29 protein-coding genes are annotated in these 24100 nt (G+C 30.2%); 22 read left to right on the forward strand and 7 right to left on the reverse strand.

All coding sequences use genetic code 11. The features are described from left to right. On the reverse strand, window positions 1-453 hold the full coding sequence (locus Q0049_RS14510; protein ID WP_298121271.1) for a hypothetical protein: 453 nt from the start codon (window positions 451-453) through the stop codon (window positions 1-3). Beyond that, entirely contained in the window at window positions 453-935 is a 483-nt protein-coding gene (locus Q0049_RS14515) for a DUF4920 domain-containing protein (protein WP_298121273.1), read from the reverse strand. The genes Q0049_RS14510 and Q0049_RS14515 overlap by 1 nt, the downstream gene beginning before the upstream one ends. Window positions 936-1175: 240 nt before the next feature. On the opposite strand from Q0049_RS14515, the gene Q0049_RS14520 reads away from it, so the two are divergent. Continuing rightward, the gene (locus tag Q0049_RS14520) at window positions 1176-2243 is read left to right on the forward strand and encodes a branched-chain amino acid aminotransferase (RefSeq protein WP_298121276.1); all 1068 of its coding nucleotides are present in this window, start codon (window positions 1176-1178) and stop codon (window positions 2241-2243) included. A 135-nt stretch (window positions 2244-2378) separates the two neighbouring features. Here the strand turns inward: Q0049_RS14520 and Q0049_RS14525 are convergent, their stop codons facing one another. Beyond that, window positions 2379-2762, reverse strand: coding sequence for a nucleoside triphosphate pyrophosphohydrolase family protein (locus Q0049_RS14525; RefSeq protein WP_298121279.1), 384 nt, complete (start codon window positions 2760-2762; stop codon window positions 2379-2381). A gap of 103 nt (window positions 2763-2865) precedes the next feature. Here Q0049_RS14525 and Q0049_RS14530 point away from each other — a divergent pair, with 103 nt between their 5' ends. The 5 genes from Q0049_RS14530 (at window position 2866) to Q0049_RS14550 (ending at window position 6160) form a co-directional block, all read left to right on the forward strand. Beyond that, window positions 2866-3054: a hypothetical protein gene (locus Q0049_RS14530; protein WP_298121282.1), complete on the forward strand. Its 189-nt coding sequence runs from the start codon at window positions 2866-2868 to the stop codon at window positions 3052-3054. An 89-nt stretch (window positions 3055-3143) separates the two neighbouring features. Then, window positions 3144-4250, forward strand: a complete 1107-nt coding sequence (locus Q0049_RS14535; RefSeq protein ID WP_298121285.1) for a GyrI-like domain-containing protein — start codon at window positions 3144-3146, stop codon at window positions 4248-4250. A 451-nt stretch (window positions 4251-4701) separates the two neighbouring features. After that, on the forward strand, window positions 4702-5244 hold the full coding sequence (locus Q0049_RS14540) for a sigma-70 family RNA polymerase sigma factor (RefSeq protein WP_298121287.1): 543 nt from the start codon (window positions 4702-4704) through the stop codon (window positions 5242-5244). Between the two features lie 30 nt (window positions 5245-5274). After that, entirely contained in the window at window positions 5275-5685 is a 411-nt protein-coding gene (locus Q0049_RS14545) for a hypothetical protein (protein ID WP_298121290.1), read from the forward strand. Between the two features lie 10 nt (window positions 5686-5695). After that, window positions 5696-6160: a sensor of ECF-type sigma factor gene (locus Q0049_RS14550; protein ID WP_298121292.1), complete on the forward strand. Its 465-nt coding sequence runs from the start codon at window positions 5696-5698 to the stop codon at window positions 6158-6160. Between the two features lie 173 nt (window positions 6161-6333). Here the strand turns inward: Q0049_RS14550 and Q0049_RS14555 are convergent, their stop codons facing one another. Then, the gene (locus Q0049_RS14555) at window positions 6334-7383 is read right to left on the reverse strand and encodes an oxidoreductase (RefSeq protein ID WP_298121294.1); all 1050 of its coding nucleotides are present in this window, start codon (window positions 7381-7383) and stop codon (window positions 6334-6336) included. 223 nt (window positions 7384-7606) lie between these two features. Between Q0049_RS14555 and Q0049_RS14560 the strand changes: the two genes are divergently transcribed. The 4 genes from Q0049_RS14560 (at window position 7607) to Q0049_RS14575 (ending at window position 13309) form a co-directional block, all read left to right on the forward strand. Then, complete coding sequence (locus Q0049_RS14560) at window positions 7607-8821, forward strand: hypothetical protein (protein ID WP_298121296.1); 1215 nt, start codon at window positions 7607-7609, stop codon at window positions 8819-8821. Window positions 8822-8923: 102 nt separating this feature from the next. Further along, entirely contained in the window at window positions 8924-10900 is a 1977-nt protein-coding gene (locus tag Q0049_RS14565) for a KUP/HAK/KT family potassium transporter (protein WP_298121299.1), read from the forward strand. A 107-nt stretch (window positions 10901-11007) separates the two neighbouring features. After that, a complete protein-coding gene (locus Q0049_RS14570; protein WP_298121300.1) occupies window positions 11008-12222 on the forward strand; it encodes a methyltransferase domain-containing protein in 1215 nt (404 codons plus the stop codon). 4 nt (window positions 12223-12226) lie between these two features. Continuing rightward, window positions 12227-13309, forward strand: coding sequence for an endonuclease (locus Q0049_RS14575; RefSeq protein ID WP_298121302.1), 1083 nt, complete (start codon window positions 12227-12229; stop codon window positions 13307-13309). A gap of 49 nt (window positions 13310-13358) precedes the next feature. Here Q0049_RS14575 and Q0049_RS14580 read toward each other — a convergent pair whose 3' ends face one another. Next, window positions 13359-14090 carry a biotin--[acetyl-CoA-carboxylase] ligase gene (locus tag Q0049_RS14580; RefSeq protein ID WP_298121305.1) on the reverse strand — a complete coding sequence of 244 codons (732 nt, stop codon included), beginning with the start codon at window positions 14088-14090 and terminating at the stop codon, window positions 13359-13361. A 95-nt stretch (window positions 14091-14185) separates the two neighbouring features. Between Q0049_RS14580 and rsfS the strand changes: the two genes are divergently transcribed. From rsfS to Q0049_RS14615, 7 genes are all read left to right on the forward strand, one after another. Further along, window positions 14186-14557, forward strand: coding sequence for a ribosome silencing factor (gene rsfS / locus Q0049_RS14585; RefSeq protein WP_298121308.1), 372 nt, complete (start codon window positions 14186-14188; stop codon window positions 14555-14557). Between the two features lie 15 nt (window positions 14558-14572). Further along, window positions 14573-16498, forward strand: coding sequence for an ATP-dependent zinc metalloprotease FtsH (gene ftsH, locus Q0049_RS14590; protein ID WP_298121311.1), 1926 nt, complete (start codon window positions 14573-14575; stop codon window positions 16496-16498). Window positions 16499-16613: 115 nt separating this feature from the next. Then, entirely contained in the window at window positions 16614-17213 is a 600-nt protein-coding gene (locus Q0049_RS14595; RefSeq protein WP_298121314.1) for an LUD domain-containing protein, read from the forward strand. A 1-nt stretch (window position 17214) separates the two neighbouring features. Beyond that, entirely contained in the window at window positions 17215-18021 is an 807-nt protein-coding gene (locus Q0049_RS14600; RefSeq protein WP_298121316.1) for a phosphatidate cytidylyltransferase, read from the forward strand. After that, window positions 18011-18661, forward strand: coding sequence for a phosphatidylserine decarboxylase family protein (locus tag Q0049_RS14605; protein ID WP_298121317.1), 651 nt, complete (start codon window positions 18011-18013; stop codon window positions 18659-18661). Before Q0049_RS14600 ends, Q0049_RS14605 begins: the two co-directional genes overlap by 11 nt. After that, window positions 18662-18934 carry an acyl-CoA-binding protein gene (locus tag Q0049_RS14610; RefSeq protein WP_298121320.1) on the forward strand — a complete coding sequence of 91 codons (273 nt, stop codon included), beginning with the start codon at window positions 18662-18664 and terminating at the stop codon, window positions 18932-18934. Window positions 18935-18962: 28 nt separating this feature from the next. After that, complete coding sequence (locus Q0049_RS14615) at window positions 18963-19745, forward strand: superoxide dismutase (RefSeq protein ID WP_298121323.1); 783 nt, start codon at window positions 18963-18965, stop codon at window positions 19743-19745. A 14-nt stretch (window positions 19746-19759) separates the two neighbouring features. Here Q0049_RS14615 and Q0049_RS14620 read toward each other — a convergent pair whose 3' ends face one another. Both Q0049_RS14620 and Q0049_RS14625 read right to left on the reverse strand, forming a co-directional pair. Then, window positions 19760-20803 carry an RluA family pseudouridine synthase gene (locus tag Q0049_RS14620; protein WP_298121326.1) on the reverse strand — a complete coding sequence of 348 codons (1044 nt, stop codon included), beginning with the start codon at window positions 20801-20803 and terminating at the stop codon, window positions 19760-19762. Next, window positions 20793-21437, reverse strand: coding sequence for a PASTA domain-containing protein (locus Q0049_RS14625; protein ID WP_298121328.1), 645 nt, complete (start codon window positions 21435-21437; stop codon window positions 20793-20795). Before Q0049_RS14625 ends, Q0049_RS14620 begins: the two co-directional genes overlap by 11 nt. An 81-nt stretch (window positions 21438-21518) precedes the next feature. On the opposite strand from Q0049_RS14625, the gene Q0049_RS14630 reads away from it, so the two are divergent. The 5 genes from Q0049_RS14630 to coaD all read left to right on the forward strand — a co-directional run bounded on the left by Q0049_RS14630 (window position 21519) and on the right by coaD (window position 24088). Then, a complete protein-coding gene (locus Q0049_RS14630) occupies window positions 21519-22505 on the forward strand; it encodes a D-alanine--D-alanine ligase (RefSeq protein ID WP_298121330.1) in 987 nt (328 codons plus the stop codon). A 69-nt stretch (window positions 22506-22574) separates the two neighbouring features. After that, the gene (locus Q0049_RS14635; protein WP_298121333.1) at window positions 22575-22952 is read left to right on the forward strand and encodes a hypothetical protein; all 378 of its coding nucleotides are present in this window, start codon (window positions 22575-22577) and stop codon (window positions 22950-22952) included. A gap of 76 nt (window positions 22953-23028) precedes the next feature. Next, window positions 23029-23391 (forward strand): zinc-ribbon domain-containing protein, encoded by a 363-nt coding sequence (locus tag Q0049_RS14640; protein ID WP_298121335.1) that lies wholly within the window; start codon window positions 23029-23031, stop codon window positions 23389-23391. Between the two features lie 59 nt (window positions 23392-23450). Next, window positions 23451-23636: a hypothetical protein gene (locus Q0049_RS14645; RefSeq protein WP_298121338.1), complete on the forward strand. Its 186-nt coding sequence runs from the start codon at window positions 23451-23453 to the stop codon at window positions 23634-23636. Further along, window positions 23636-24088, forward strand: a complete 453-nt coding sequence (gene coaD, locus Q0049_RS14650) for a pantetheine-phosphate adenylyltransferase (protein WP_298121341.1) — start codon at window positions 23636-23638, stop codon at window positions 24086-24088. Before Q0049_RS14645 ends, coaD begins: the two co-directional genes overlap by 1 nt. Window positions 24089-24100: the final 12 nt, after the last annotated feature.

Genomic DNA, 24100 nt, shown 5'->3' on the forward strand with positions numbered 1-24100 from the left:
TTACTTGATGTATAATTTCTTAATTCTAGGAATTGGTCCACCACATTTACCTTGATGACAAGTTACACAAGCATCAACACCTTTATTGAAGTTATCTTTTACATTTTCTGTATCCGAATAAATCAATTTTTGAGCAGCAATGTATTTATCTGCATTTTCTTTAAAAAAAGCATCGTTGTCACTTGGAGTTGTGAATTTTGCTGTATAAATTTTATTAAAAAATTCTGGAAATTTCCCAATGGTATCACCTTTTATAATTCGCAATCGCAATTGTTGATTATGCGCATACATTTGTTCCATAAGCGAAGCCATTTCAGACATTTCATACATCTCAAATTTCTTTTCTTTTACAGAATCAGTGGCACAAGCTTCTTTATCTTCCGATTTTTTAACTTCCTTATTTTGGCAAGAAATAATACCAACAGAAAGAAGTAACAATACTAACTTTTTCATTATTTTTTTATTAAAACACCGTCAGCCATAAATGAATAAGTAACTTCAGGTTTTTTTATTTTATTAATTTCAGCTTGCGATTTTCCAGCGTCTTTTGCATAATGCTTTAACTCAGCAACACTAACAACATCAACAAAAGCATAACCGCTAACTATTGCATCACTTCCATCAGCATTTAATGGTACAAAAAAACCATAATCTTTAAATTTAACGAAGGCTTTATTTCCATCGGTTAAGTCTAAATTCATCCAACATCCTTTTTTCTTGCAAACCGATTTAATATTCGATTGAAAAACAACTTTTACAGAATCACCTTTTTTAAGCGATTTGTATTTTTTTAGCATTTGTTTTTCTGTCAAGACTTTTTTAGGTTGAAATTTATCTCCAAAAGAAACATAATCATTTGTGTTAAATGCAGATTTTGTTTGCGCATTTAAACTTGTTACACTAACGATAAACAATAATAAAAGTAATCTTCTCATAATATTTAAAATTTAATTAGAACAAAATTAAGTAGTTTATTACGATTTTTCACACTATTTTTAAGATAAAATTCATTAGTTAATAATATCAATAAATAGTGAATAAATAAATTTTGAAGGCAACAATTTGAAACTATTTTTTTATTAGTTTAGCAAAAACTAAATAATATTTAATTATTTTATATAACTATTTAACTAATAGCTGTTTATAAAATTAATTAAGAAATAAACTCACATTAAATGACTTTAAACAACACTATCGAAATCGATATAGTTAAAGCTTCATCATCAAAAATTGCTTCAGTAGATTTTGAAAACTTAACCTTTGGAAATATTTTCTCTGACCACATGTTAATTTGTGATTTCAAAGATGACGCATGGCAAAAGCCAATTATCAAACCTTACGAACCCTTTTTAATTGATCCATCTGCAAAAGTTTTTCATTATGGACAAGCCATATTTGAAGGAATGAAAGCTTATAAAGATGATAATGAGGACGTTTGGTTATTTCGTCCTGATGAAAATTTTAAGCGATTTAATAAATCAGCAAAAAGAATGGCAATGCCCGAAGTTCCTGAAAATGTTTTCATGGAAGGTTTAAAAATGGTTGTTGATTTAGATAGAGAATGGGTTAAAAAAGGACTTGGAAATACCTTATACTTACGTCCTTTTATGATTGCAACTGGACATGGAGTTATTGCTCAACCATCAAATGAATATCGTTTTATGATTATTCTTTCGCCAGCAAAATCGTATTACTCTGGTGAAGTGAAAGTAATTATTGCTGAACATTACAGTAGAGCCGCAAATGGAGGAATTGGAGCTGCAAAAGCGGCTGGAAATTATTCAGCACAATTCTACCCAACGAAATTAGCTAATGAAAAAGGATACCAACAAATCATTTGGACTGATGATGCAACACATACCAAGCTTGAAGAAGCTGGAACAATGAATGTTTTTATTAGAATTAATGATACCTTATACACTGCGCCAACGAGTGAAAGAATTTTAGATGGTGTTACAAGAAAAAGTTTAATTGAATTAGCGCAACGCGATGGATTGAGTGTGGAAGTACGTTCTGTTTTAGTAGAAGAATTAGTTAATGCCGCTAAAGATGGAAGTTTGAAAGAAATATTTGGTGCAGGAACAGCCGCAGTTGTTAGTCCAATTGTAGCTTTTGCTTATCAAGGAACAGAATATCAATTACCAAAAATTGAAAATTCATTTGCACTTAAATTAAAAGAAGATTTAACTAAAATTCAATACAAATTAGCTGAAGATACTTTTGGTTGGACAGTTAAAGTGTAGTGTTCAGTGTTCAGTGTTCAGTGTTCAGTGTTCAGTGTTCAGTGTTCAGTGTTCAAAATTAAAATATCTACTATAAAAAAAAGCGATTTTCAAATGAAAATCGCTTTTTGATTTAATAAAACTTGAAATCCGAAATTACTTCAAAATCTCTTCAAAATTAGGTTTGAAATAATTTGGTCCTTTCATAACTTTTCCGTCTTCTCTGTAAATTGGTTTTCCATCTTCACCTAATTTACTCATATTACTTCTTTGAATTTCGTTAAACACCGCTTCAATCTTATCTTGTAATCCGTGTTCAATAATGGTTCCACACAAAATATAAAGCATATCACCAAGAGCATCAGCAATTTCAACAATATCTTTATTTTGAACGGCTTCAAGATATTCTTCGTTTTCTTCTTTCATTAAATTATAACGAAGAAGGTTTTTTTGTTCACCTAAATCGGCGCGCATTGTTTCACTATAACCAAGTCCAAATGCGGTATGGAATTCTTTAACAGCGTTTAGTTTATTTTGCATACGATTAATAATTTTAATTTTTAAAAATAGAAAGAATCCTAACAACTTTGACAACAACAAATCAAAAACAATTAACTATTTTTGTTGAAAAATAAATTGAATTATGTTTTCTAAAGGACAATGGATTTTTGCAGCTTTTTTTGTTGTAGCTTTTGTAATAGCAATGGTTTATGCCTATAAAGGTGATAAAGATTTGCATAAAAAGTTTTACAAAGGAAGTTATTGGGTTTTGATTGGTTTTATACTCTTCATATTGTTGTTATTTCTAATCAAAATATTCTTTAAGCATTAATTTCTTTTGTAAAGTAATTTCTACATTAAGAATTGTTCAACGGATTAATAATTTTATTATTTTTACGCCACCAAACTACTTAAATTGTAATGAGAATTCTCAAATACCTGCTACTTTTAATTCTACTCCTATTTATCGGGCTTTCGGTTTTTGTATCTACTCAAAAGGCAAATTTTGATGTTGTTAGAAGTAAAGTAATTAAAACTCCTAAAGCAACCCTTTACAATTATGTAAATGATTTAAGAAATTGGGAAACTTTTGGTTCTTGGATTTCAGAAGATAAAGGAATTGAATTCTATTATCCTTTAAAAACAGTTGGGAAAGGTGCTTACTGTTCTTGGGAAGGAAATAATAGTGATGGGAATTTGACTACACTTTTTGTAAAAGAAAACGATAGCATTTCTCAAAAAATGATTTCTAACGGAGAAGAATCATCTGTTTCATGGAAATTTAAAGATACTATTGGCGGTACAAAAGTGACTTGGACAAGCAAAGGAAAATTGGATTTTAAATCAAAAATTTTAGCATTTTTTAATGGAGGAATTAATTCAACTGTAGGTGATACTTACGAAAAAAGTTTAGCAAATCTTGACAAAACATTAGATTACGAAATCAATACACATACTATAAAAGTTAACGGAATTGTGGCTCGTCCTGGTGGATTTTACTTAAAGCAATCCATCGTTTGTAGAGAAAAAAGTGTGGCTAAGAATTTAAAAATATTAGTTCCAAGAATGAAAAATTTCTTCGAAAAAAATAATATTGTTATGAATGGGAAACCATTTATTATCTACAATAAATATGACCGAACTAATGATTTAATTGGACTTTCTGTATGTATTCCGGTGAAAGATTCATTGCATTTTTCATCAGGAAGTGATATTGAATGGGCTGACATGAAACCCTATACAGCAGTAAAATCTACCTTAACAGGAGATTACTGTCACACTCAAAAAACTTGGAATGCCACTTATAATTATATGGCAAAAAACAAGTTGGTTAGAAATACATCGCAACAAATTATTGAGGTTTATGTAAAAGGAATGGAAGATGTTAAACAACCATCAAAATGGATTACAGAAATTTATATTCCTGTTTATCCAAAAGTAGTTCCAAAAAAACCAGTTTACAGAAAAAGAAGTGATTCAACTTCGGTTAGTGTAACTCCTACTCCAACGGAAGTTCAAACTCCTTAGATTTGACGCCTATTAAAAGTCAAATATGATCATAAAAATAACAATTCTATTAATATTCTTGATTCCAAATTTGATAGTCTTAAAGCAGATTATAAAAAATGAAAACAGATTACTTAGACTTGCCCTAGTTATTTTATATTGCTTGTCATTATTAATGCTCCAAAAATATATTGACTTAGAAAAACTAGAAATCAAAAAAAATGATATAATAAATATTCTTGGGTTGAGTTTATTACTTCCTTTTCTCTTAATTATAGAAAAAAATATATTTGAACCATACAATACCAATAAAATTAGTCAATCTTTTTCGGGAATATTGCCATTTCTTTATTTCATCATAATTACATTATGTCAAATATTTATTTTAATCAGAATGTAGAAAAAAAATAATTTGAAAAAGTTCAGATTAAACCTTTTCAATTATCTTTATTCTAACAGATAAATTTTCACTTTGCTAGAAGAAAAGGATTTCATTCAAGAGTTATTGAACCCAAAAACGCAAAACACAGCGTTTCAAAAACTTATGCGTGAATATCAACGACCATTATACAGTCACATAAGAAATATCGTTCTCAATCATGATGATGCTGACGATGTCTTACAAAACACATTTATCAAAGTTTTTCAATATTTGAATGGTTTTAAAGGTGATAGTAAATTATTCTCATGGATGTATCGCATTGCCACAAATGAAGCCATCACTTTTATTAATGCTAAAGCCAAAAGAAATGGAACTACAAGCGAAGCAATGCAAAGTAAAATTGTAGAAAATTTGAAAGCCGATGACTATTTTGACGGAAATGAAATTCAAATAAAACTTCAAAAAGCCATACATTTATTACCCGAAAAACAACAATTAATCTTTAAAATGAAATATTTTGAAGAATTAAAATATGAAGAAATATCTGAAATTCTTGGCACAAGTGTTGGTGGATTAAAAGCATCCTATCATCATGCTGTGAAAAAAATTGAAGAATACATGAATAGAAATTAAACCTTTTAAAACTATTATTGTCTTAACTATATGAAAGATTTTAAACTAGATAACGAACCCAAAATAAAAACAGGATTTCAAATTCCTGAGAATTATTTTGAGCAATTTTCTGAAAAAGTAATGACTAAATTACCAAATCAGGAGCCAAAAGTTATTTCCCTTTGGAATAGAAACAAAAAATGGATTTATGGTGCTGCAGCTGTTATTGTACTTTCATTAGCAATTCCATTAGCAAATCAGCTTCAAAATACTACTCAAGAAGAAACTTCTGAAATTGAAAACTACTTGGCTTATCATTCTTCGTTGACTAGTGATGACATTATTGAATTATTAGATGAAGAAGATATTGCAAAAATTGAAGTAAATAATTCAATCGATAATCAAACGATGGAAGACGAACTTACAGAAAACATTGATATTGAAAACTACATAACAAACTAAACATAAAATCATGAAAAAATATAAAATTATTACGCTACTTATTTTCTTGATTTCCACTACAACATTTGCACAAGGCGGAAAGTTAAGAGAACGATTTCAACAAAAGAAAGAGCAAGTTAAATCGCTTAAAGTTGCTTATATTACTGAAGAACTAAAATTAACTTCAAGTGAAGCAGAAAAATTTTGGCCATTATACAATGCTTTTGAAGAAAAGCAAATGACACTACGAAAAGATAAATTAAAAAATTATCTTGATAGAGCCGAAAATGCTGATGATTTGAGCGAAAAAGAAGCAACAACTTTAATTAGTCAAATGGAAAGTGCTGAAGAAGAATTGCACCAATTGAGAAAAAAATTTGTTGCAAGTTTAAAAGGAGTTTTACCTTCTGTAAAAATTTTAAAACTCAAAAAAGCAGAAGACGAATTTAATAGAAAACTGTTACAACAATATAGAGATAAAAAAGTAGGAAGATAATTAGTGTTCAGTGTTCAGTGTTCAGTGTTCAGTGTTCAGTGTTCAGTGTTCAGTGTTCAGTGTTCAGTGTTCAGTGTTCAGTGTTCAGTGTTCAGTGTTCAAAATTAAAATATCTACTATAAAAAAAGCGATTTTCAAATGAAAATCGCTTTTTTTATGCAAACTGAAATCTGCTATCTGAAAACTATTTTCACGATCTTATCTTTTCCAGCAGCGATTGCAGTAGTATTGTTAACAAATCTAATAGTATAAAGTGATGCATCTGTACTGAATTGTTTCCATGAATTTCCTCTATCATAGGAATAAAATAAACCACTTGCGCCAACAGAAACCAGTTGATTTCCATTACTATTTGGTACAAATTGTACACATGAAGCATATCCAAAACCTGTGTTCTCTCCTACTAGTTTCCAAGTTTTTCCGCCATCAATAGTCAATGCTTTATTCTGAAAATTCTGATTTGGTTTTTCATAATTTCCTCCAGCAATAAAACCTATTTTATTGTTGTAAAAATCAGATGTGAAAATCCCAGTCATGGCTTCTCCTTGAACTATTGGTGTTTCATAAACTTTCCAAGAATTTCCTTTATCTGACGAATAAAAAACTCTTGATTTTTTTCCTCCTGAAACTATCCAAGTATCATTTCCTTTGATAACAATATTTGAATTACTTGCCGCAAAAGCAGCTTCTCCATCTTCCATTTTTGGTAATTTTTCACATGGAATTTTAGTCCATGTTTCGCCACCATCACGAGTAATAATAATACAAAAACAATTTTCTATTGGATCACCAATGGCAATTCCTTCTTGGTCATTCCAAAATTGCATACAATCATAAAACACTTTTTCATGTTTTTCCTCATAAACTAACTTTTTCTGAGTCAAATCTTTAGAAAATTTATACAACAATGCCGGATTTCCAACATTCAAAACAAAAATGGAGTTCGATGTTTGAGCAATACTTCTGAATTCCATTTTTATAGAATCCTTTTTTAAAGCACGTTCCATTTTATTTCCATCATTTATACTTTTATAACCTACCCTGTTTTTATCGGCAGCATACCAAACTTTATCATTAGAGACCGTTATTGGTCTGATGCTAATTTTATCTTTTAAAATAGTATCAATTTTAACACTCGTAAATATTTTTTCATTTGAAACTTGTGTCGATTTACAAGAAATCAATAAAATGCAAACAATAACTACTATTCCTATTCTTCTCATATATGTAAAAGTTAATTTTTATTTGGTCATATATGTTATCGCCTTTTATTCATAGATGTTTGTTTGCACAAACGGGTTTTTAGTGGCGATTTCATAAAATTATTTTAAATTCTTTGCTAAAGTACAAATTGTATTTGTTAATGATTTGCAAATGCAACATTCTTGGCACAAAAATTGGATTATCAGAATCAAATGCTATTATAAACTATTAAAATATATTATTATGAGAACTAAAATTATACTTTCGACCTTACTGAGTTTATTCATTTCAAACTCATTTGCACAAGACAGAACTACGGTTAATGCTACAAGTTCAGAAATTAGTGACAACCTCGATTTAAGAGCAGTTGCTTCCATTTTTGGTGATTCAAGAGATTTAGAAGATTTTGAAAGACGTTTAAATGATCCTAAAAATCAAATATCTAACCTTGATTTAAACTATGACAATCAAGTTGATTATTTAAGAGTAATCGAATCTGTTGAAGGTAGAACACATTTAATTGTTTTACAATCTGTTTTAGGAAAAGACAATTATCAAGATGTTGCTACTGTTGAAGTTGAAAAAGATTCAAACAATAGAATTCAAGTTCAAGTTGTAGGTGATGTTTATATGTATGGAAATAATTACATCTATGAACCAATATATGTTTCAACACCAATAATCTATGATTACTTTTGGACTCCTTATTACAGACCATATTGTTCTTCTTGGTATTGGGGTTATTATCCAAGTTATTACACATATTGGTCACCATTTCCAGTTTTCAGATATAGAAGTAACATAGGTTTGTTTATCAACTTCAATCATCACTATAATTATGTAAATACTAGAAGATGTCAAGTTGCTTACAATAACTATTACAACAGAAGAGGAAACTATTATGAAAGACAATATCCAAATCGTTCTTTTGAAAGAAGAAATTCAGGTTTTACTAATAGATATGAATTAGATAGAACAAGAGATGTTAGAACTGTTGGAAGTACTAGAAATGATGCATCAAATAATGGTATTAGAAATACATCAATAAGAAATAACGACGTTAGACCTACAAGAGGAAATGACGAAATCAGAGAGAATACTATTAGAAATAACGACGTTAGACCTACTAGAGGAAATGATGAAATCAAAGTAAACACTACTAGAAATAATGACGTTAGACCTTCAAGAGGAAATGACGAAATTAAAGTTAATTCTCCAACTAGAAATAACGACGTTAGACCTTCAAGAGGAAATGATGAAATTAAAGTTAATTCTCCAACTAGAAATAATGACGTTCGTCCAACAAGAAATTCATCTCAAAGAAGTGAAAACAGCAATGTAAATTCTTCACCAAGAAGAACAGAAAGCACTTCTCAAAGAAGTTCTTCTTCAAGAGGTAATTCATCTTCAAGAAGCACAGAATCAAGCAACAGAGGAGGAAATTCAGGAAGAAGATAAAATTTAATCAGTACAAATTAAGAAGCATCGAAAATATTCGGTGCTTTTTTTATTTCAAATTAGTAAAATGAATAACTTTGCATTCTTTTTTAATAACAAATTATGAGCTCACACAGCCATCAAAACATTCATAGCAAATTATCTACTGCTGGATTATTAGTTACTTTAGGAATTATTTTTGGAGATATCGGTACATCACCATTGTATGTAATGAAAGCCATACTTGGAGATTATACCATCACATCTGATATTGTTTTAGGAGGAATTTCATGTATTTTTTGGACGTTAACTCTACAAACAACACTTAAATATGTAATTATTACTTTAAGTGCAGACAATCATGGTGAAGGAGGAATTTTTGCGCTTTTTGCCTTAGTAAAAAAAACCAAAATAAAATGGCTTATTGTTCCTGCAATTATTGGAGGAAGTACACTTTTAGCCGATGGAATTATTACACCACCAATTTCTGTTTCTTCAGCAGTTGAAGGTTTAAAAATATTCAAACCAGAATTGAATACCATTCCAATTGTAATAGTAATTTTAATAATATTATTTATAATCCAACAATATGGAACTAAATTAGTTGGGAAGTTTTTTGCCCCAATGATGCTAGTTTGGTTTGCCATGTTAGGAATTTTAGGAAGTCTTCAAGTAGTTCAAAATTTTGCAGTTTTCAAAGCTTTAAATCCTTACTACGCATATCATTTGTTATCAGCACATCCAGAAGGTTTCTTCGTTCTTGGAGCTGTTTTCTTGTGTACAACAGGAGCTGAAGCATTATATTCTGACATGGGACATTGTGGTCGAAAAAACATCAGAGTGAGTTGGATTTTTGTAAAAATAATGCTGCTTTTAAACTACTTTGGTCAAGGTGCTTATTTAATCTCTCATGAAGGAAAAACACTAGCCGAACTTGGTGGAAAAAACGGAAATCCATTTTATTTAATAATGGAAACTTGGTTTCAACCTATTGGAGTTGTAATTGCAACATTAGCAGCTGTAATTGCATCTCAAGCATTAATTAGTGGATCGTTTACATTGATTAATGAAGCAATGCGATTGAATTTTTGGCCAAAAGCTAAAATTAAGTATCCAACAGAAGAAAAAGGTCAATTATATATTCCATCCATAAATTGGTTATTATTAATCGGTTGCATTGGAATTGTTTTGTATTTCAAAGAATCAAGTAATATGGAACATGCTTATGGTTTAGCAATTGTTCTAACAATGATTATGACTACAATTTTACTTAATTTTTATTTGATAATGAAAAGAGTAAAAATGTATTACATAGTTCCACTAATAGCACTTTATCTAGTAATTGAATTCAGTTTCTTGTATGCTAATGTTACTAAATTTTTACATGGAGGTTTTGTAACATTAATTATTGCAATTGTCTTAATTTCAATAATGACAACTTGGTATTTAGCAAAACAAATTAGTAAAACTTACACTAAAATTGTAAAAATTGACACTTACAAAAAAGTATTAGCAGAATTAAGTGTTGATTTATCAATACCAAAATACGCAACTCACTTAGTTTACATGACGAACTCTATGAGAAGTGATGAAATTGAAGAAAAAGTAATGTACTCTATTTTACAAAAAAGACCAAAAAGAGCTGATATATATTGGTTTGTACACGTCAATATTTTAAGTGAACCATACAAAAAAGAATACAAAGTAATTGAACTCGTAAAAGATGATATCTATAGAATTGATTTTTATTTAGGTTTTAGAGAAGCTACAAAAATCAATCTAATGTTCAAACAAGTACTTAAAGATATGGTTCAACGTGGCGAAGTTGACATCACAAGCCGTTATGAATCTTTGAATAAAAATAATATTATTGGAGATTTTAAATTTGTACTTTCAGAAAAATTCTTATCAAACGATAGTGATTTAACTTTCTTCGAGAATACCGTTATGAGTGCTTATTTCTTCTTAAAAAAATTCAGTTTATCAGAAGAAAAAGGATTTGGATTAGACAGTAGCTCTGTAAAAGTTGAACAATTCCCGTTAGTTCTTCATGCTCCAGAAAAAATTGAAATGAAAAGAATTGAATGTAGAGAAAATTAAATAGTAATAAAATAAATAAAGGAAGTATTCTTTAACACACAACGTTTTAAAGAATACTTTTTTCTTTCTATTAAAAAGCAATACCTTTGCAGACTGATTAAAAAATAATGAGATTACATAGAAACTTAGTTTACACAACAATTGACGCATTGAATGCTATTTTCAATGAAGGAGAATATGCTGATAAAGTTGTCGCTCGCTCTTTAAAAAAAGACAAACGTTGGGGAAGTTCCGACAGAAAGTTTGTTGCTGAAACCATATACGAAGTTGTTCGTTGGAAAAGATTATATTCTGAAATTGCTGACGTTAAAGAACCATACAATCGTGATGATTTATGGAGAATGTTTGCCGTTTGGGCCGTTTTAAGAGGTTACCCAATTCCAGATTGGAGACAATTAGAAGGAACTCCGGAAAGAAAAATAAAAGGGAAATTTGACGAATTATCAAAAATCCGAAAAATGAGAGAATCCATTCCAGATTGGATGGATGAACTTGGCGTTAAAGAACTTGGTGAAGAACTTTGGACTAAAGAAATCGCAGCGCAAAATCAACAAGCAAAAGTTATACTAAGAGTAAATACACTTAAAACTACTAAAGAAAAACTTCGTGCTATTTTAATGGATTTGAATATCGAAACCGAATTCTTAAAAGAACAACCTGATGCTTTAGTTTTAACAGAAAGAGCTAATGTATTTCTTACTGACGCTTTTAAAGAAGGAATGTTTGAAGTTCAAGACGCCTCATCACAACTTGTAGCCCATTTTCTAGATGTAAAACCAGGAATGAGAGTTGTAGATACTTGTGCTGGCGCAGGTGGAAAAACACTTCACATGGCATCTTTGATGGAAAATAAAGGTCAATTAATTGCAATGGATTTGTATGAAAGTAAACTAAAGCAATTAAAATTGAGAGCTAAAAGAAACGGAGCTTTCAATATAGAATACAGAATAATTGACACTACTAAAGTGATTAAAAAACTTCACGAAAAAGCCGATAGAGTTCTAATTGATGCACCTTGTAGTGGATTGGGTGTATTAAAAAGAAACCCAGATGCAAAGTGGAAATTACAACCAGAGTTCATCGATAATATTAGAAAAGTACAATCTGAGGTTTTAGAAAATTACTCTAAAATTGTAAAACCTGGCGGAAAATTAGTTTATGCAACTTGCTCAGTTTTGCCTTCTGAAAATCAGGATCAAATTAAGCGTTTCTTAACTACAGATATTGGTAAAAGTTTTACCTTTGTAAAAGATTCTAAAATACTTGCCTCACAATCAGGTTTTGACGGATTCTATATGGCGCTTTTAGAACGAAAACAATAAATTTATGAAAAAATATATTCAAATAATATCGCTTTTAATTGTAACCATTTCCTTTGGACAAATTCCTGCTGGATATTACAATACTGCAACAGGAACAGGTTACACATTAAAAACACAATTATATAACATTATAAATGGTCATACAGATCAAGGTTATGGTGGTTTATATACAACATATCAAACTTCTGACAAAGATTTTTTCTATGAAAACAATGGATCGTTGTTAGATATGTATACCGAAAATCCTACAGGTTCAGAATGTGAATTCACCTATGGTGTAAACCAAGATGATGGAACTCTTGGTACTGCTGAATGTCAACGATATAACAGAGAGCATCTTGTACCACAATCTGTTTTTGGTTCAGCAACTCCAATGTATTCTGATGCACATTTTGTTGTTCCTTCAGATAAATATGTAAACGCTCAACGTGGCGATTTTCCTTTTGGAAGAGTTAATGTTGCCAATAACACTTATACAAACGGATCTAAAAGAGGTTCAAACTTAAATTCAGGTTATTCAGCTGGATATTCAGGAACTGTTTTTGAACCAATCGACGAATTTAAAGGTGACATTGCAAGAATGTTATTATATTTTGCTGTTCGTTATGAAAATCAAGTAGCGTCATGGTCATATCCAATGTTTAATGGAACTTCAAATCAAGTTTTTACCTCAAACGCAATTAATGTGTTGTTAACATGGCACAATAATGATCCTGTGAGTGTTAGAGAAGTATCTAGAAACAATGCTATTTACAACAGACAAAATAATAGAAATCCATTTATTGACCATCCTGAATATGCCATGTCAATATGGGGAAGTTTATTGCAAAATGACACTTTTGAAAGTATTGATAATGCTATCACAATTTATCCAAATCCTTCAAATGATAACAAAGTAACTATTGAAAGTACTATTGAAATAAATGACATTCAGTTATTCTCTATCAATGGGCAATTGATTATGGAAATGAATAAACCTACAATTAACAATAATTCTTACACCTTAGATAACTTACCTAAAGGATTTTATTTCATGAAATTATCTTCTGAAAATCAGTCAACTATTAAAAAAATTATAGTTAACTAAAATATTACAATTTAAAAAACAAAAAGCTTCTCAATGAGAAGCTTTTTGTTTAATATAACATTTGTATTTGTTTTAACTCATAAAACTTAAAACTATCGTCTTCAAGAAGAAGCTTTAGTTTTCCATCGACAGATACTTCTTGAATAATTCCCATAAATTGATTTTTATTCACATCTTCAAATGCCATTGGCAAACCTTTTTTAAACAAATTATCATGATAATTTTTCCATAAATGAGCATTTTGATTTGAAGAAATTAAAGCGCAATTTCTTTTAATTTGAAATAGAATCTTATCTAAAATAATGTCTAAATCGAATTCAGAATCGGTAATAACCGAAAGTGAAGAAGCCTTAGGTAAACTTGAAAACTCTTTTTGATTTACATTTAATCCAATTCCAACAATAGAATCAATAGTGTTGTCAGATTTAAAGCTGTTTTCAATTAAAATTCCTGCAATTTTTTTATTGTCTGACATTATGTCGTTAGGCCATTTTATACTAACTTTAGGTATTTTCAACTCCTCTAAAACCTGAATAACAGCTAAAGAAACGGCTATATTCAAATGGAAAATTTTATCTATCTCATTTAATATTTCTTTAACTAAAATACTCATTATTAAATTCTTACCAATCTCTGAATTCCAAGTTGAACCCATTTGCCCTTTACCTTTTGTTTGATTTTGAGTAACAACAACTGTAAAATTTTCTACAACTTCATTTCTCGTCATATTCTTTAAAAAATCATTAGTAGAATCTATGGCATTGAGTTTGATTATCTTCATTGAATTTATTTTTGATAAAACATAATTTAAACTTATGTTAAGCATCAAAAATAATGACAAATTTTGATACCTTTGCAAATTATATAAAAAATTAAATGGCAAAAAATACCGTAAGTACAGATGTTTTATTGACAAACATCATTAAAGGAATAGAAGAAGTAAAAGGAAATGATATTGATATCTTGGATTTAAGAGCAATTGACACAGCTGTTTGTGATTATTTTGTAATTTGTAATGGATCATCAAATACACAAGTTAACGCAATTGTAAACTCTGTTCAAAAAATAGTTTCAAAAGAGTTAAAAGATAAACCATGGCATGTTGAAGGAACTGACAATGCAGAATGGGTTTTAATGGATTATGTGAGTATTGTTGTTCATGTATTTCAAAAAGAAATCCGTGATTACTATAACATCGAAGGACTTTGGGGTGATGCAAAAATTACCTCATTAGAAAATAAAAACTAAAAGCACTAAAAAATAATGTCAGAAAACAAAAAACCAAGCGGATTAAAATTTAGTCCATGGTGGATTACAGGAGGAATTATTCTAATGTTTATCGTTTTAAACATGTTTAATAATTCTAGTATTGAAAATCCAACTAAAATAACTTCTTCAAAATTTGATGAATTAATTAACAGTGGAAAAATTGAAAAAGTAATTGTTTACAACAAACAAACTGTTGAAGCATACTTAACAGAAGCCGCATTAAAAGAAAAAGAAAATAAAAAAATAGCAAAAGACGTTTTTGGAAATCCAAATAAAGGTCCACATTTTGTTTTTGATTTATTAGATGCACAAAATTTTGAAAAAAGTGTAGTACAATACAAAAAACAAGGGAAATTAAAAAGCTACGATTTTAAAATAGAAGGAGAATGGACTAGTATTTTAATGAACTTCCTTCCTTTTATATTAATCATAGGTGTTTGGATTTTCATTATGAGAAGAATGTCTGGTGGTTCTGGTGGCGGAGCTGGAGGACAAATATTCAATATTGGAAAATCAAGAGCTAAACTTTTTGACGAAAATTCTCAAGTAAAAACAACTTTTAAAGATGTCGCTGGTTTAGAAGGCGCAAAAGAAGAAGTACAAGAAATTGTAGAATTCTTGAAAAACCCAGAAAAATATACCGTTCTTGGAGGAAAAATTCCAAAAGGAGCATTATTAGTTGGTCCTCCAGGAACAGGAAAAACTTTATTAGCAAAAGCCGTTGCTGGTGAAGCTAAAGTTCCTTTCTTTTCTCTTTCTGGTTCAGATTTTGTTGAAATGTTTGTTGGTGTTGGAGCTTCTAGAGTTAGAGATTTATTCAAGCAAGCTAAAGAAAAATCACCTGCTATTATTTTTATCGATGAAATTGATGCCGTTGGTAGAGCACGTGGAAAAAATAATATGTCAGGCGGAAATGATGAAAGAGAAAACACATTAAATCAGTTACTTACTGAGATGGATGGTTTTGGAACAAATACGCACGTAATTGTTCTTGCTGCAACAAATAGAGCTGATGTTTTAGATAAAGCCTTAATGCGTGCAGGACGTTTTGATAGACAAATTTATGTTGATTTACCAGACATTCGTGAGAGAAAAGAAATTTTTGAAGTACACTTAGCTCCACTTAAAAAAGTAGAAGGTTTAGATACTGATTTTCTTGCAAAACAAACTCCAGGATTTTCAGGTGCTGATATTGCTAATGTTTGTAATGAAGCCGCTTTAATTGCAGCTCGTAATAATAAATCTGCCGTTGACAAACAAGATTTCCTTGATGCAGTTGATAGAATTGTTGGAGGTTTAGAAAAGAAAAATAAAATTGTTACTCCTGCAGAAAAAAGAGCAATTGCAGTTCACGAAGCAGGACACGCAACAGTAAGTTGGATGTTAGAACATGCTGCTCCACTAATAAAAGTAACCATTGTTCCTAGAGGTCAAAGTCTTGGTGCGGCTTGGTATTTACCCGAAGAAAGACTTATAGTTCGTCCAGACCAAATGCTAGACGAAATGTGTGCTACAATGGGTGGACGTGCTGCCGAGAAAGTAGTTTTTGATACTATATCAACAGGTGCTTTATCAGATTTAGAAAAAGTTACAAAACAAGCTCGTGCCATGGTTACAATCTATGGTTTAAACGAAAAACTTGGAAATATAACCTACTATGATTCATCAGGTCAAAGTGAATACAATTTTAGTAAACCTTATTCTGAAGATACAGCTATTACAATTGATAAAGAAATTTCAATATTAATAGAAGGTCAATATCAAAGGGCTATTCAGATTTTAAAGGATAATCAAGACAAATTGATGCAACTTGCAGATATTTTAATTGAAAAAGAGGTAATATTCAAAGATGACCTAGAAACAATTTTTGGAAAAAGACCTTTTGGAGAAACCATAGAAGAACAAAAAGAAATCTTGTAAAAAAGAATCCTTTTTTTAAAAAAAATAAAAATCTTAATTCAAAAAATGCTTTTGAATTAAGATTTTTTTATCTTTGAGGGTTTTCAAGATAATAATTAAGAATTCTATTATATATATGAGTCTTTTTAGAAAAATATTTGGTTCAAGTAATGACGCTTCTGACGAAGAAAAACAAAGCGAATATTACACTCCAAAAACTACACAACTTCCTGTTGATGAATTATTTATGTCCAATTTTAAAAAAAATGGAGGTAAATTTATTTATTGCGAAAATCTCAATGAGGTAAGAGAGCAATTTGAGAATATTTTAGAAGAAAACGATTGGTTTGAAAATGATGTTTTATGCTATGACGAAAAACTTTTCAGTTTACTTGATGAAAATAAGTTAAATTATACTAATCCATCTGAACCTAAATTCTTTCTTGCAAGTTGTGAAAATCTTATCGCTGATGAAGGTTCAATTTTATTTTCATCCAATCAAATTAAACAAAAAAAACCTAACGAACTTCCAGATAATATTGTACTTCTTGCAACAACAAGTCAAATTTTAGAAAATAAAAGTGACGGATTGAGAGTTATTAAGAAAAAATACGATAGAGATTATCCTACAAATATTACAACTATAAAATATTTTGAAAAAGTTCAAGAAGAAGATTTCTTAACTTATGGAAGTTGTGCAAAAAATCTTTACCTACTTCTTTTAGAAGATTTATAAAATGAATGAAACACTCACGAGATTAATCTCAGGTGTAGTCTATGTAACTTTGTTAATTGTAGCTACATCCTACTCTACTAATAGTTTTTTTCTACTATTTGGAGTTTTCTTGTTGATTGCAATTTATGAATTTTGTGAATTGGTTCAATTGCAAAAAATCCTTCCAATACTTCTTGGCGGAACTGCTTTCTATCTCGGTACACAATTCAAAACCAATAAAACTAATGATATTTTAGTTTTGATTGCTTCGCTTTTTGTTAGTATTAAAGCACTTTTATTACTTTTTAATACTAAGAAGGAAAAAGTAGATGTTTTATCAAAATACATTTATCTAGTTGGTTACATTATCATTCCTTTTATTTTGATTACAAAAATTCCTTTTGGAATCAGAGGATTCAATCCTAAAATCATTATTAGTATTTTTATTCTAATTTGGACCAATGATACGTTTGCCTATATTGTTGGAAAATCAATTGGAAAACACAAACTTTTAGAAAAAATATCTCCTAAAAAAACCATTGAAGGCTTTATTGGTGGTTTAGTGTTTTGTGTTATTGCAAGTGTTTTAATTTCAAAATATTACATTGGAGCTTCAGCAACATTTATTTGGATAATAATTGCACTTATTGTCAGTATCTTTGGCACTTTAGGTGATTTAATAGAATCTAAATTTAAAAGAATGGCTGGCGTAAAAGACAGTGGAAAAATAATGCCTGGTCATGGTGGTATTTTAGATCGATTAGATAGTGTTATATTTGTAGCACCTTTTGTATTTTTGTTTTATCAAATTTTATATTATGTTTCATAAAGAAGGCGGAAAAATTATCTTAATTTCAACTACATTATTTGTTGCTTTGTTATTGCTGAGCTCAACATTAATTTCAAATTTTTGGGTTTTAAAAACAGTTCAAATAATTTTATTATTACTTTTAATTACTGTTTTACAATTTTTTAGAAATCCAGACAGACGTTTAGAAGTTAATGATTACAATATTGTTGCACCAGTTGATGGTAAAGTTGTTGTAATTGAAGAAGTTTTTGAACCTGAATATTTCAAAGATAAAAGATTACAGGTTTCTATTTTTATGTCGCCAATAAACGTACACGTTACACGATATGCTTGTAGCGGACGAATTAAATATAGTAAATATCATCCTGGAAAATACTTAGTTGCTTGGCATCCAAAAGCAAGTACAGAAAACGAAAGAACTACTGTCGTTATTGACAATAGAATTTATGGTGAAATTCTTTACAGACAAATTGCTGGAGCATTAGCAAAAAGAATTGTAAATTATGCCGAAGAAGGAATGCAAGTTCGTCAAGGAGATGATGCAGGTTTTATAAAATTTGGTTCAAGAGTTGATATTTATTTTCCTTTAGGAACAAATATTAATGTTAAATTGAACGAAAAAGCTGTTGGAAATCGTACCATTATTGCAACAAAATAAATGTCAGAAAAAGATTTAGATACACGTTTTGAAGAAGCTGTTGAACTAGCTAACACAATGACTCAAGCCTCATTGCCACAAGATGTTCAATTGCGTCTTTATGCTTTGTATAAACAATCTACAATGGGAACTATTGACGTTAGAGTTTCTCCGGTTTATGATTTGAGAAATGCATTTAAAATGAATGCTTGGTTACAAATCAGTCACTTATCTGTTGAAGAAGCTAAAGAAGAATATATTTTAAACATCAACGCATTAATAAATAAGAAGTAGTTTTTCATTTTATAAAAATTTTACAATCATGACAATTTCAGTGAAAAAAGCTTTTTTAGTACTACTTAGTATTTCTTTTGCAATTACTACAACATCTTGTAAAAAAAAGAAACTAACAGAAGTTGTTGAAGTGCCACTTCCTACAAAAGAGGAAAAAATGACTTTAGGCTCACCCGAAGATGTAATTGCAAATGAAGGTGCATTTTCATTAGTTAAAATTCCTTATAAATATGATGCTTTAAGTCCTAATATTGATGCAATGACAATGCAAGTACATTATTCAAGACATTATCTTACCTACACCAACAATTTGAATAAAGCTCTAGCAGGAACAGATTTAGAAAGCTTACCAATAGAAGAATTACATAAAAAATTAGACATGAGTAATGCCGACTTAAGAAACAATCTTGGTGGTTATTACAATCATTCCTTATATTTTGAAATTATTACTCCAAAAGGTCAAGGCAAACCAAAAGACAGTTTAGCAAGCGCAATTGACAGAGACTTTGGTTCGTTTGAAAATTTTAAAACGCAATTTTCAGATGCTGCTAACAAACAATTTGGTTCAGGTTGGGCTTGGTTAGTTGTGGACAAAACAGGAAAATTACAAGTAACAAGTACGCCAAACCAAGACAACCCATTGATGCCAAAACAAGTAATTTCTGGAACTCCAATTTTAGCAATTGATGTTTGGGAACATGCCTATTACCTAAGTTATCAAAACAAAAGAAAAAATTACATCGATAACTTCTATAAAATTATTGATTGGAAAAAAGTAAGCGAAAAATTTGACGCAGCCATCAAAAAATAATACTTTTCCGAATACTAATTTTCCTCTTCTTCCGAAGCTACATTTTTAGAATAATTTCTCCATTTTTCAATGACATCTTTCATGTCTTGAGGCAATTCAGTGTCAAATCGCATGAATTCTTTAGTCGTTGGATGTGTAAATCCAAGTGTTTTTGCATGTAACGCTTGACGTGGTAATACTTTAAAACAATTATCTACAAACTGTTTGTACTTTGTAAATGTTGTTCCTTTCAAAATTAAATTCCCACCATAACGTTCATCATTAAACAACGTATGACCAATATGTTTCATGTGAACACGAATTTGGTGTGTTCTGCCAGTTTCTAATTTACAAGAAATCAAAGTTACATAACCTAAGCGTTCTATAACCTTATAATGAGTTATGGCTGGTTTTCCAATTTCAGGATCGGCAAAAACAGCCATTTGCATTCTATCTTTTACGTGTCGGGCAATGTTTCCTTCAATCGTTCCTTCATCTTCTTTTACATTTCCCCAAACAAGCGCAATATATTCTCTTTCTGATGTTTTATCTTCAAATTGCTTTGCTAAATGCGTCATTGCCGCTTCTGTTTTTGCAATAACCAAAAGTCCAGAAGTATCTTTATCAATTCGGTGAACCAATCCTGGACGTTCCGAACTATTCATGGGTAAATTTTGAAAATGAAACGCCAAAGCATTCACTAAAGTTCCGGTATAATTACCATGACCTGGATGAACAACAAAATTTGGCGGTTTGTTAATCAATAACAAAGCATCATCTTCATAAACAATATCTAACGGAATATCTTCTGGATCAACTCGATTTTCAAACGGCGGATGCGATAACATAATACGAATAACATCGCCAGGTTTTACTTTATAATTCGATTTAACTGTGACATCATTTACATAAATGTCACCATTAGAAGCTGCATTTTGAATTTTGTTTCTAGTCGCATTCGGAACCATCAACATCAAATACTTGTCTATTCTTAAAAGTGCTTGACCTTTTGGTACATCAAATCTGTAATGTTCAAAAAGTTCTTCTTCTGGCTCTTGAAAATCAATATTATTGCTCATTATTAAGAATGGAATCGCGTTCTAATTTACTTTCAATTTTTTTAGCTTCATTTACAATACTATCAACTTCAGTATCATCAAAAACTACTTCACCATCACCAAGAACTAAATCAATTTTAGTCGCTTTCAATACTTTAGTTCCAGGTTTTACTTCCTTGCCATTAATCATCATTTTCAATACCATATCTTTACCTAAATAAGGAACATAAGTAATTGATCCTTCTGCTAAACCTATAGCTTTCAATGTTGGAACTGCTTGACGATACGTTTTCTCAATTAAATCTGGAATAGCAACTTTTTTATAAGTTTCTGCATTGATTTTGACATAAACCACTCTTCCACTTTTAACTCTTGAATTAGCAATAGGTTCTTGTTGAACAATTCCTAATTTAGGAAAACTTGGGTTATAATCAAGTGTATCAATTACTTGATAATCTAAACCTAAATCATCAAGTTTTTCTTCGGCTTGTTCTTCATTTAATTTTATCAGATTAGGAACTACAATCTCATCACCATGATTCGTTATAAACGTAATCCAATAGAAAAACAAAAAGGTAATCAATGCAACTATAGCAATAGCTGCCAATATTTGCGCAAAAAAGACACGACTTGTTAAATATTTTCCGAAACTCATAAAATTAGTATTTAACGCAAAGATATAATTTTTAGTTTCAACAATTGTGCTAAATTTGTATTGTATTAAAAATAAAATCAAATGAACGTAGCCGTTGTTATGGGTGGATATTCTGATGAATCTGTAATATCTTTAAGAAGTGGTCAATTAATCTTAAACAATTTAGATAAATCAAAATACCAAGTATTTGAAGTTCACATCCTTTTGAACGATTGGTATTGCCTAATTGACGGTACAAAATACCCCATAAACAAAGCAGATTTTTCATTCACAAAAGACAACCAAACCATCAAATTTGATGTCATTTCCAATACCATTCACGGAACTCCAGGCGAAGATGGACACATGCAAGCCTACTGGGAATTACTAGAAATTCCATACACAGGTTGCGGATTTTATCAATCGAGTTTGACTTTTAACAAACGTGATACACTTTCAGTTTTATCAAAATTTAATATCCCAAAAGCCAATTCTATTTATCTGTCAAAAGGTGATGCAATTGATGGTAAAGACGTTGTGCAAGAATTAGGTTTACCGTTTTTTGTGAAACCAAATCAATCCGGAAGTTCATTAGGCGTTTCTAAAGTAAATTCGCTAGAAGATTTTGATAAAGCGTTAGCCTTTGCTTTTGCAGAAGACAATGACATTTTAATTGAATCGTATCTAAAAGGACGTGAAGTTTCTGTTGGTGTTATTAAATATAAAGGTGAAACCAAAGTGATGGGAATCACCGAAATTTTATCTGAAAATGATTTCTTCGATTATGAAGCCAAATATTTAGGAAAATCAGAAGAAGTTACTCCTGCTAATTTATCAGACGAAATTAAAAATCGTGTCGAAGAAACAGCTAAAAAAGTCTATGAAGCACTTGGAATGTCGGGTTTTTCAAGAACCGATTTTATCATCATGAATGATATTCCTCATTTTATCGAAATCAATACCAATCCGGGTTTATCGCCACAAAGTATTTTTCCGCAACAAGCTGCCTACTCAAATATGCCTATGAGTGATTTGCTAGATAACGAAATTAGTTTAGCTTTACAAAGAAAACTGATTTGGAAAAAGTAGAACAGTTGTCAGTTTTCAGTTAACCGACAACAGACAACCGACAACCGAAAACTAAAAAACTAAAAAACTATGGAAACCAAAAGTAAAAAATTAAAACCCATTTGGATTGTTACCATTACAATAGTATCAATCGCTCTTTTAATGGCGTTTGGAGCATTGTATTTCAACTACAGAAAAGGCAAAGAAAAAACATACGTTGACGATCCTAAAGCTGGTGATGTTTATGAAATGATTGATGCTGATGGTTATTACAGTACAGCCAAAGTGCTTTATGTGAGAAATGATAGCGTTTTTGTTACGGTTAACAATATGAAAACCGACCAAGCGAAAGGAATAAGCGAAATTGACATTGACCGAAATTATGGTATTTTAAAAGATGCCTATTCTAAGAAAAAACTAGAAAGTTTATTTGCTCAAGATTCTATTTTTGCAATTAATAGAGATTAATTATAATCTTGCGAAATCTTTTTATATTCATACAAATACAGAATTAAACCAATAAAAACTAACCAAAACCAAAACTATGATTTTTTACGGAACAAAAGCAAGCAACATCAAAAACGGACAAATAATCAATGTAGATTGTCCACATTGTCAAACCAATACCTCAATGATTTATAGCGTTTTTGGTAGATATGCACATGTTTATTGGATTCCGTTTTTCCCAATTGGAAGAGTTACTGTTACCGAATGTAATAGTTGTAAAAAAACTTTTGAATTCAGTGAATTACCACAACCTATTCAAGAAAAATTACTTAGAGAAAAAGAAAAAGGTGGTGCAAAAACTCCCATTTGGATGTTTTCGGGATTAGGAATTATTGCGGTTTTAGTTGCTATTGGAATTTACAGTTCTGGTGAAACAGAAAAAAAGAAGCCGAATATTTAAAAGCTCCAAAAAAGGGCGACGTTTATAAACTTGAATCAAATCCGGGATTTTATTCTACAATGAAAGTAGAAAGCGTTCTAAAAGATAGCGTTCATGTTTTTGTAAATGATATGGAAACTAACAAAAAATCAGGAATCAGTGACATTGACAAACCTGAAAATTACAAAGAACTTTATGGTTTTTCTAAAGAACAAATTAGAAAAATGTATAAAGACAATGAGATTTACGAAATTGAAAGAAACTAATGAAAAAAGCTATATTTCCAGGTTCTTTTGATCCTATTACAAATGGTCATTACGACATTATTAAAAGAGGCATTTCGCTGTTTGATGAAGTCATTGTAGCCATTGGAATCAATGCCGAAAAAAAATACATGTTTTCACTTGAAGACCGAAAACGCTTTATCGAGGAAGCTTTTAAAGACGAACCTAAAGTAAAAGTAATCACTTACGAAGGTTTGACGATTGATTTATGCCGAAAAGAAAAAGCCGAATTCATCTTACGTGGCTTGCGAAATCCTGCCGATTTTGAATTTGAAAAAGCCATTGCCCACACCAACAGAAAATTATCTAAAATTGAAACCGTGTTCCTATTAACCGCATCCAAAACCTCTTACATTTCCTCAAGTATTGTGCGCGATGTATTACGAAATGGTGGCGATTATACGGTTTTGGTGCCAGATTCTGTGAGGATTTAGAGAACTTAGCTT

Source organism: Flavobacterium sp. (assembly GCF_027484205.1).
Taxonomy (GTDB): domain Bacteria; phylum Bacteroidota; class Bacteroidia; order Flavobacteriales; family Flavobacteriaceae; genus Flavobacterium.

Coding starts and splice junctions, on each gene's coding strand:
- Q0049_RS14510 (WP_298121271.1), bottom strand. CDS start 453: ATGAAAAAGTTAGTATTGTTACTTCTTTCTGTTGGTATTATTTCTTGC.
- Q0049_RS14515 (WP_298121273.1), bottom strand. CDS start 935: ATGAGAAGATTACTTTTATTATTGTTTATCGTTAGTGTAACAAGTTTA.
- Q0049_RS14520 (WP_298121276.1), top strand. CDS start 1,176: ATGACTTTAAACAACACTATCGAAATCGATATAGTTAAAGCTTCATCA.
- Q0049_RS14525 (WP_298121279.1), bottom strand. CDS start 2,762: ATGCAAAATAAACTAAACGCTGTTAAAGAATTCCATACCGCATTTGGA.
- Q0049_RS14530 (WP_298121282.1), top strand. CDS start 2,866: ATGTTTTCTAAAGGACAATGGATTTTTGCAGCTTTTTTTGTTGTAGCT.
- Q0049_RS14535 (WP_298121285.1), top strand. CDS start 3,144: ATGAGAATTCTCAAATACCTGCTACTTTTAATTCTACTCCTATTTATC.
- Q0049_RS14545 (WP_298121290.1), top strand. CDS start 5,275: ATGAAAGATTTTAAACTAGATAACGAACCCAAAATAAAAACAGGATTT.
- Q0049_RS14550 (WP_298121292.1), top strand. CDS start 5,696: ATGAAAAAATATAAAATTATTACGCTACTTATTTTCTTGATTTCCACT.
- Q0049_RS14555 (WP_298121294.1), bottom strand. CDS start 7,383: ATGAGAAGAATAGGAATAGTAGTTATTGTTTGCATTTTATTGATTTCT.
- Q0049_RS14560 (WP_298121296.1), top strand. CDS start 7,607: ATGAGAACTAAAATTATACTTTCGACCTTACTGAGTTTATTCATTTCA.
- Q0049_RS14565 (WP_298121299.1), top strand. CDS start 8,924: ATGAGCTCACACAGCCATCAAAACATTCATAGCAAATTATCTACTGCT.
- Q0049_RS14570 (WP_298121300.1), top strand. CDS start 11,008: ATGAGATTACATAGAAACTTAGTTTACACAACAATTGACGCATTGAAT.
- Q0049_RS14575 (WP_298121302.1), top strand. CDS start 12,227: ATGAAAAAATATATTCAAATAATATCGCTTTTAATTGTAACCATTTCC.
- Q0049_RS14580 (WP_298121305.1), bottom strand. CDS start 14,090: ATGAAGATAATCAAACTCAATGCCATAGATTCTACTAATGATTTTTTA.
- rsfS (WP_298121308.1), top strand. CDS start 14,186: ATGGCAAAAAATACCGTAAGTACAGATGTTTTATTGACAAACATCATT.
- ftsH (WP_298121311.1), top strand. CDS start 14,573: ATGTCAGAAAACAAAAAACCAAGCGGATTAAAATTTAGTCCATGGTGG.
- Q0049_RS14595 (WP_298121314.1), top strand. CDS start 16,614: ATGAGTCTTTTTAGAAAAATATTTGGTTCAAGTAATGACGCTTCTGAC.
- Q0049_RS14600 (WP_298121316.1), top strand. CDS start 17,215: ATGAATGAAACACTCACGAGATTAATCTCAGGTGTAGTCTATGTAACT.
- Q0049_RS14605 (WP_298121317.1), top strand. CDS start 18,011: ATGTTTCATAAAGAAGGCGGAAAAATTATCTTAATTTCAACTACATTA.
- Q0049_RS14610 (WP_298121320.1), top strand. CDS start 18,662: ATGTCAGAAAAAGATTTAGATACACGTTTTGAAGAAGCTGTTGAACTA.
- Q0049_RS14615 (WP_298121323.1), top strand. CDS start 18,963: ATGACAATTTCAGTGAAAAAAGCTTTTTTAGTACTACTTAGTATTTCT.
- Q0049_RS14620 (WP_298121326.1), bottom strand. CDS start 20,803: ATGAGCAATAATATTGATTTTCAAGAGCCAGAAGAAGAACTTTTTGAA.
- Q0049_RS14625 (WP_298121328.1), bottom strand. CDS start 21,437: ATGAGTTTCGGAAAATATTTAACAAGTCGTGTCTTTTTTGCGCAAATA.
- Q0049_RS14630 (WP_298121330.1), top strand. CDS start 21,519: ATGAACGTAGCCGTTGTTATGGGTGGATATTCTGATGAATCTGTAATA.
- Q0049_RS14635 (WP_298121333.1), top strand. CDS start 22,575: ATGGAAACCAAAAGTAAAAAATTAAAACCCATTTGGATTGTTACCATT.
- Q0049_RS14640 (WP_298121335.1), top strand. CDS start 23,029: ATGATTTTTTACGGAACAAAAGCAAGCAACATCAAAAACGGACAAATA.
- Q0049_RS14645 (WP_298121338.1), top strand. CDS start 23,451: ATGAAAGTAGAAAGCGTTCTAAAAGATAGCGTTCATGTTTTTGTAAAT.
- coaD (WP_298121341.1), top strand. CDS start 23,636: ATGAAAAAAGCTATATTTCCAGGTTCTTTTGATCCTATTACAAATGGT.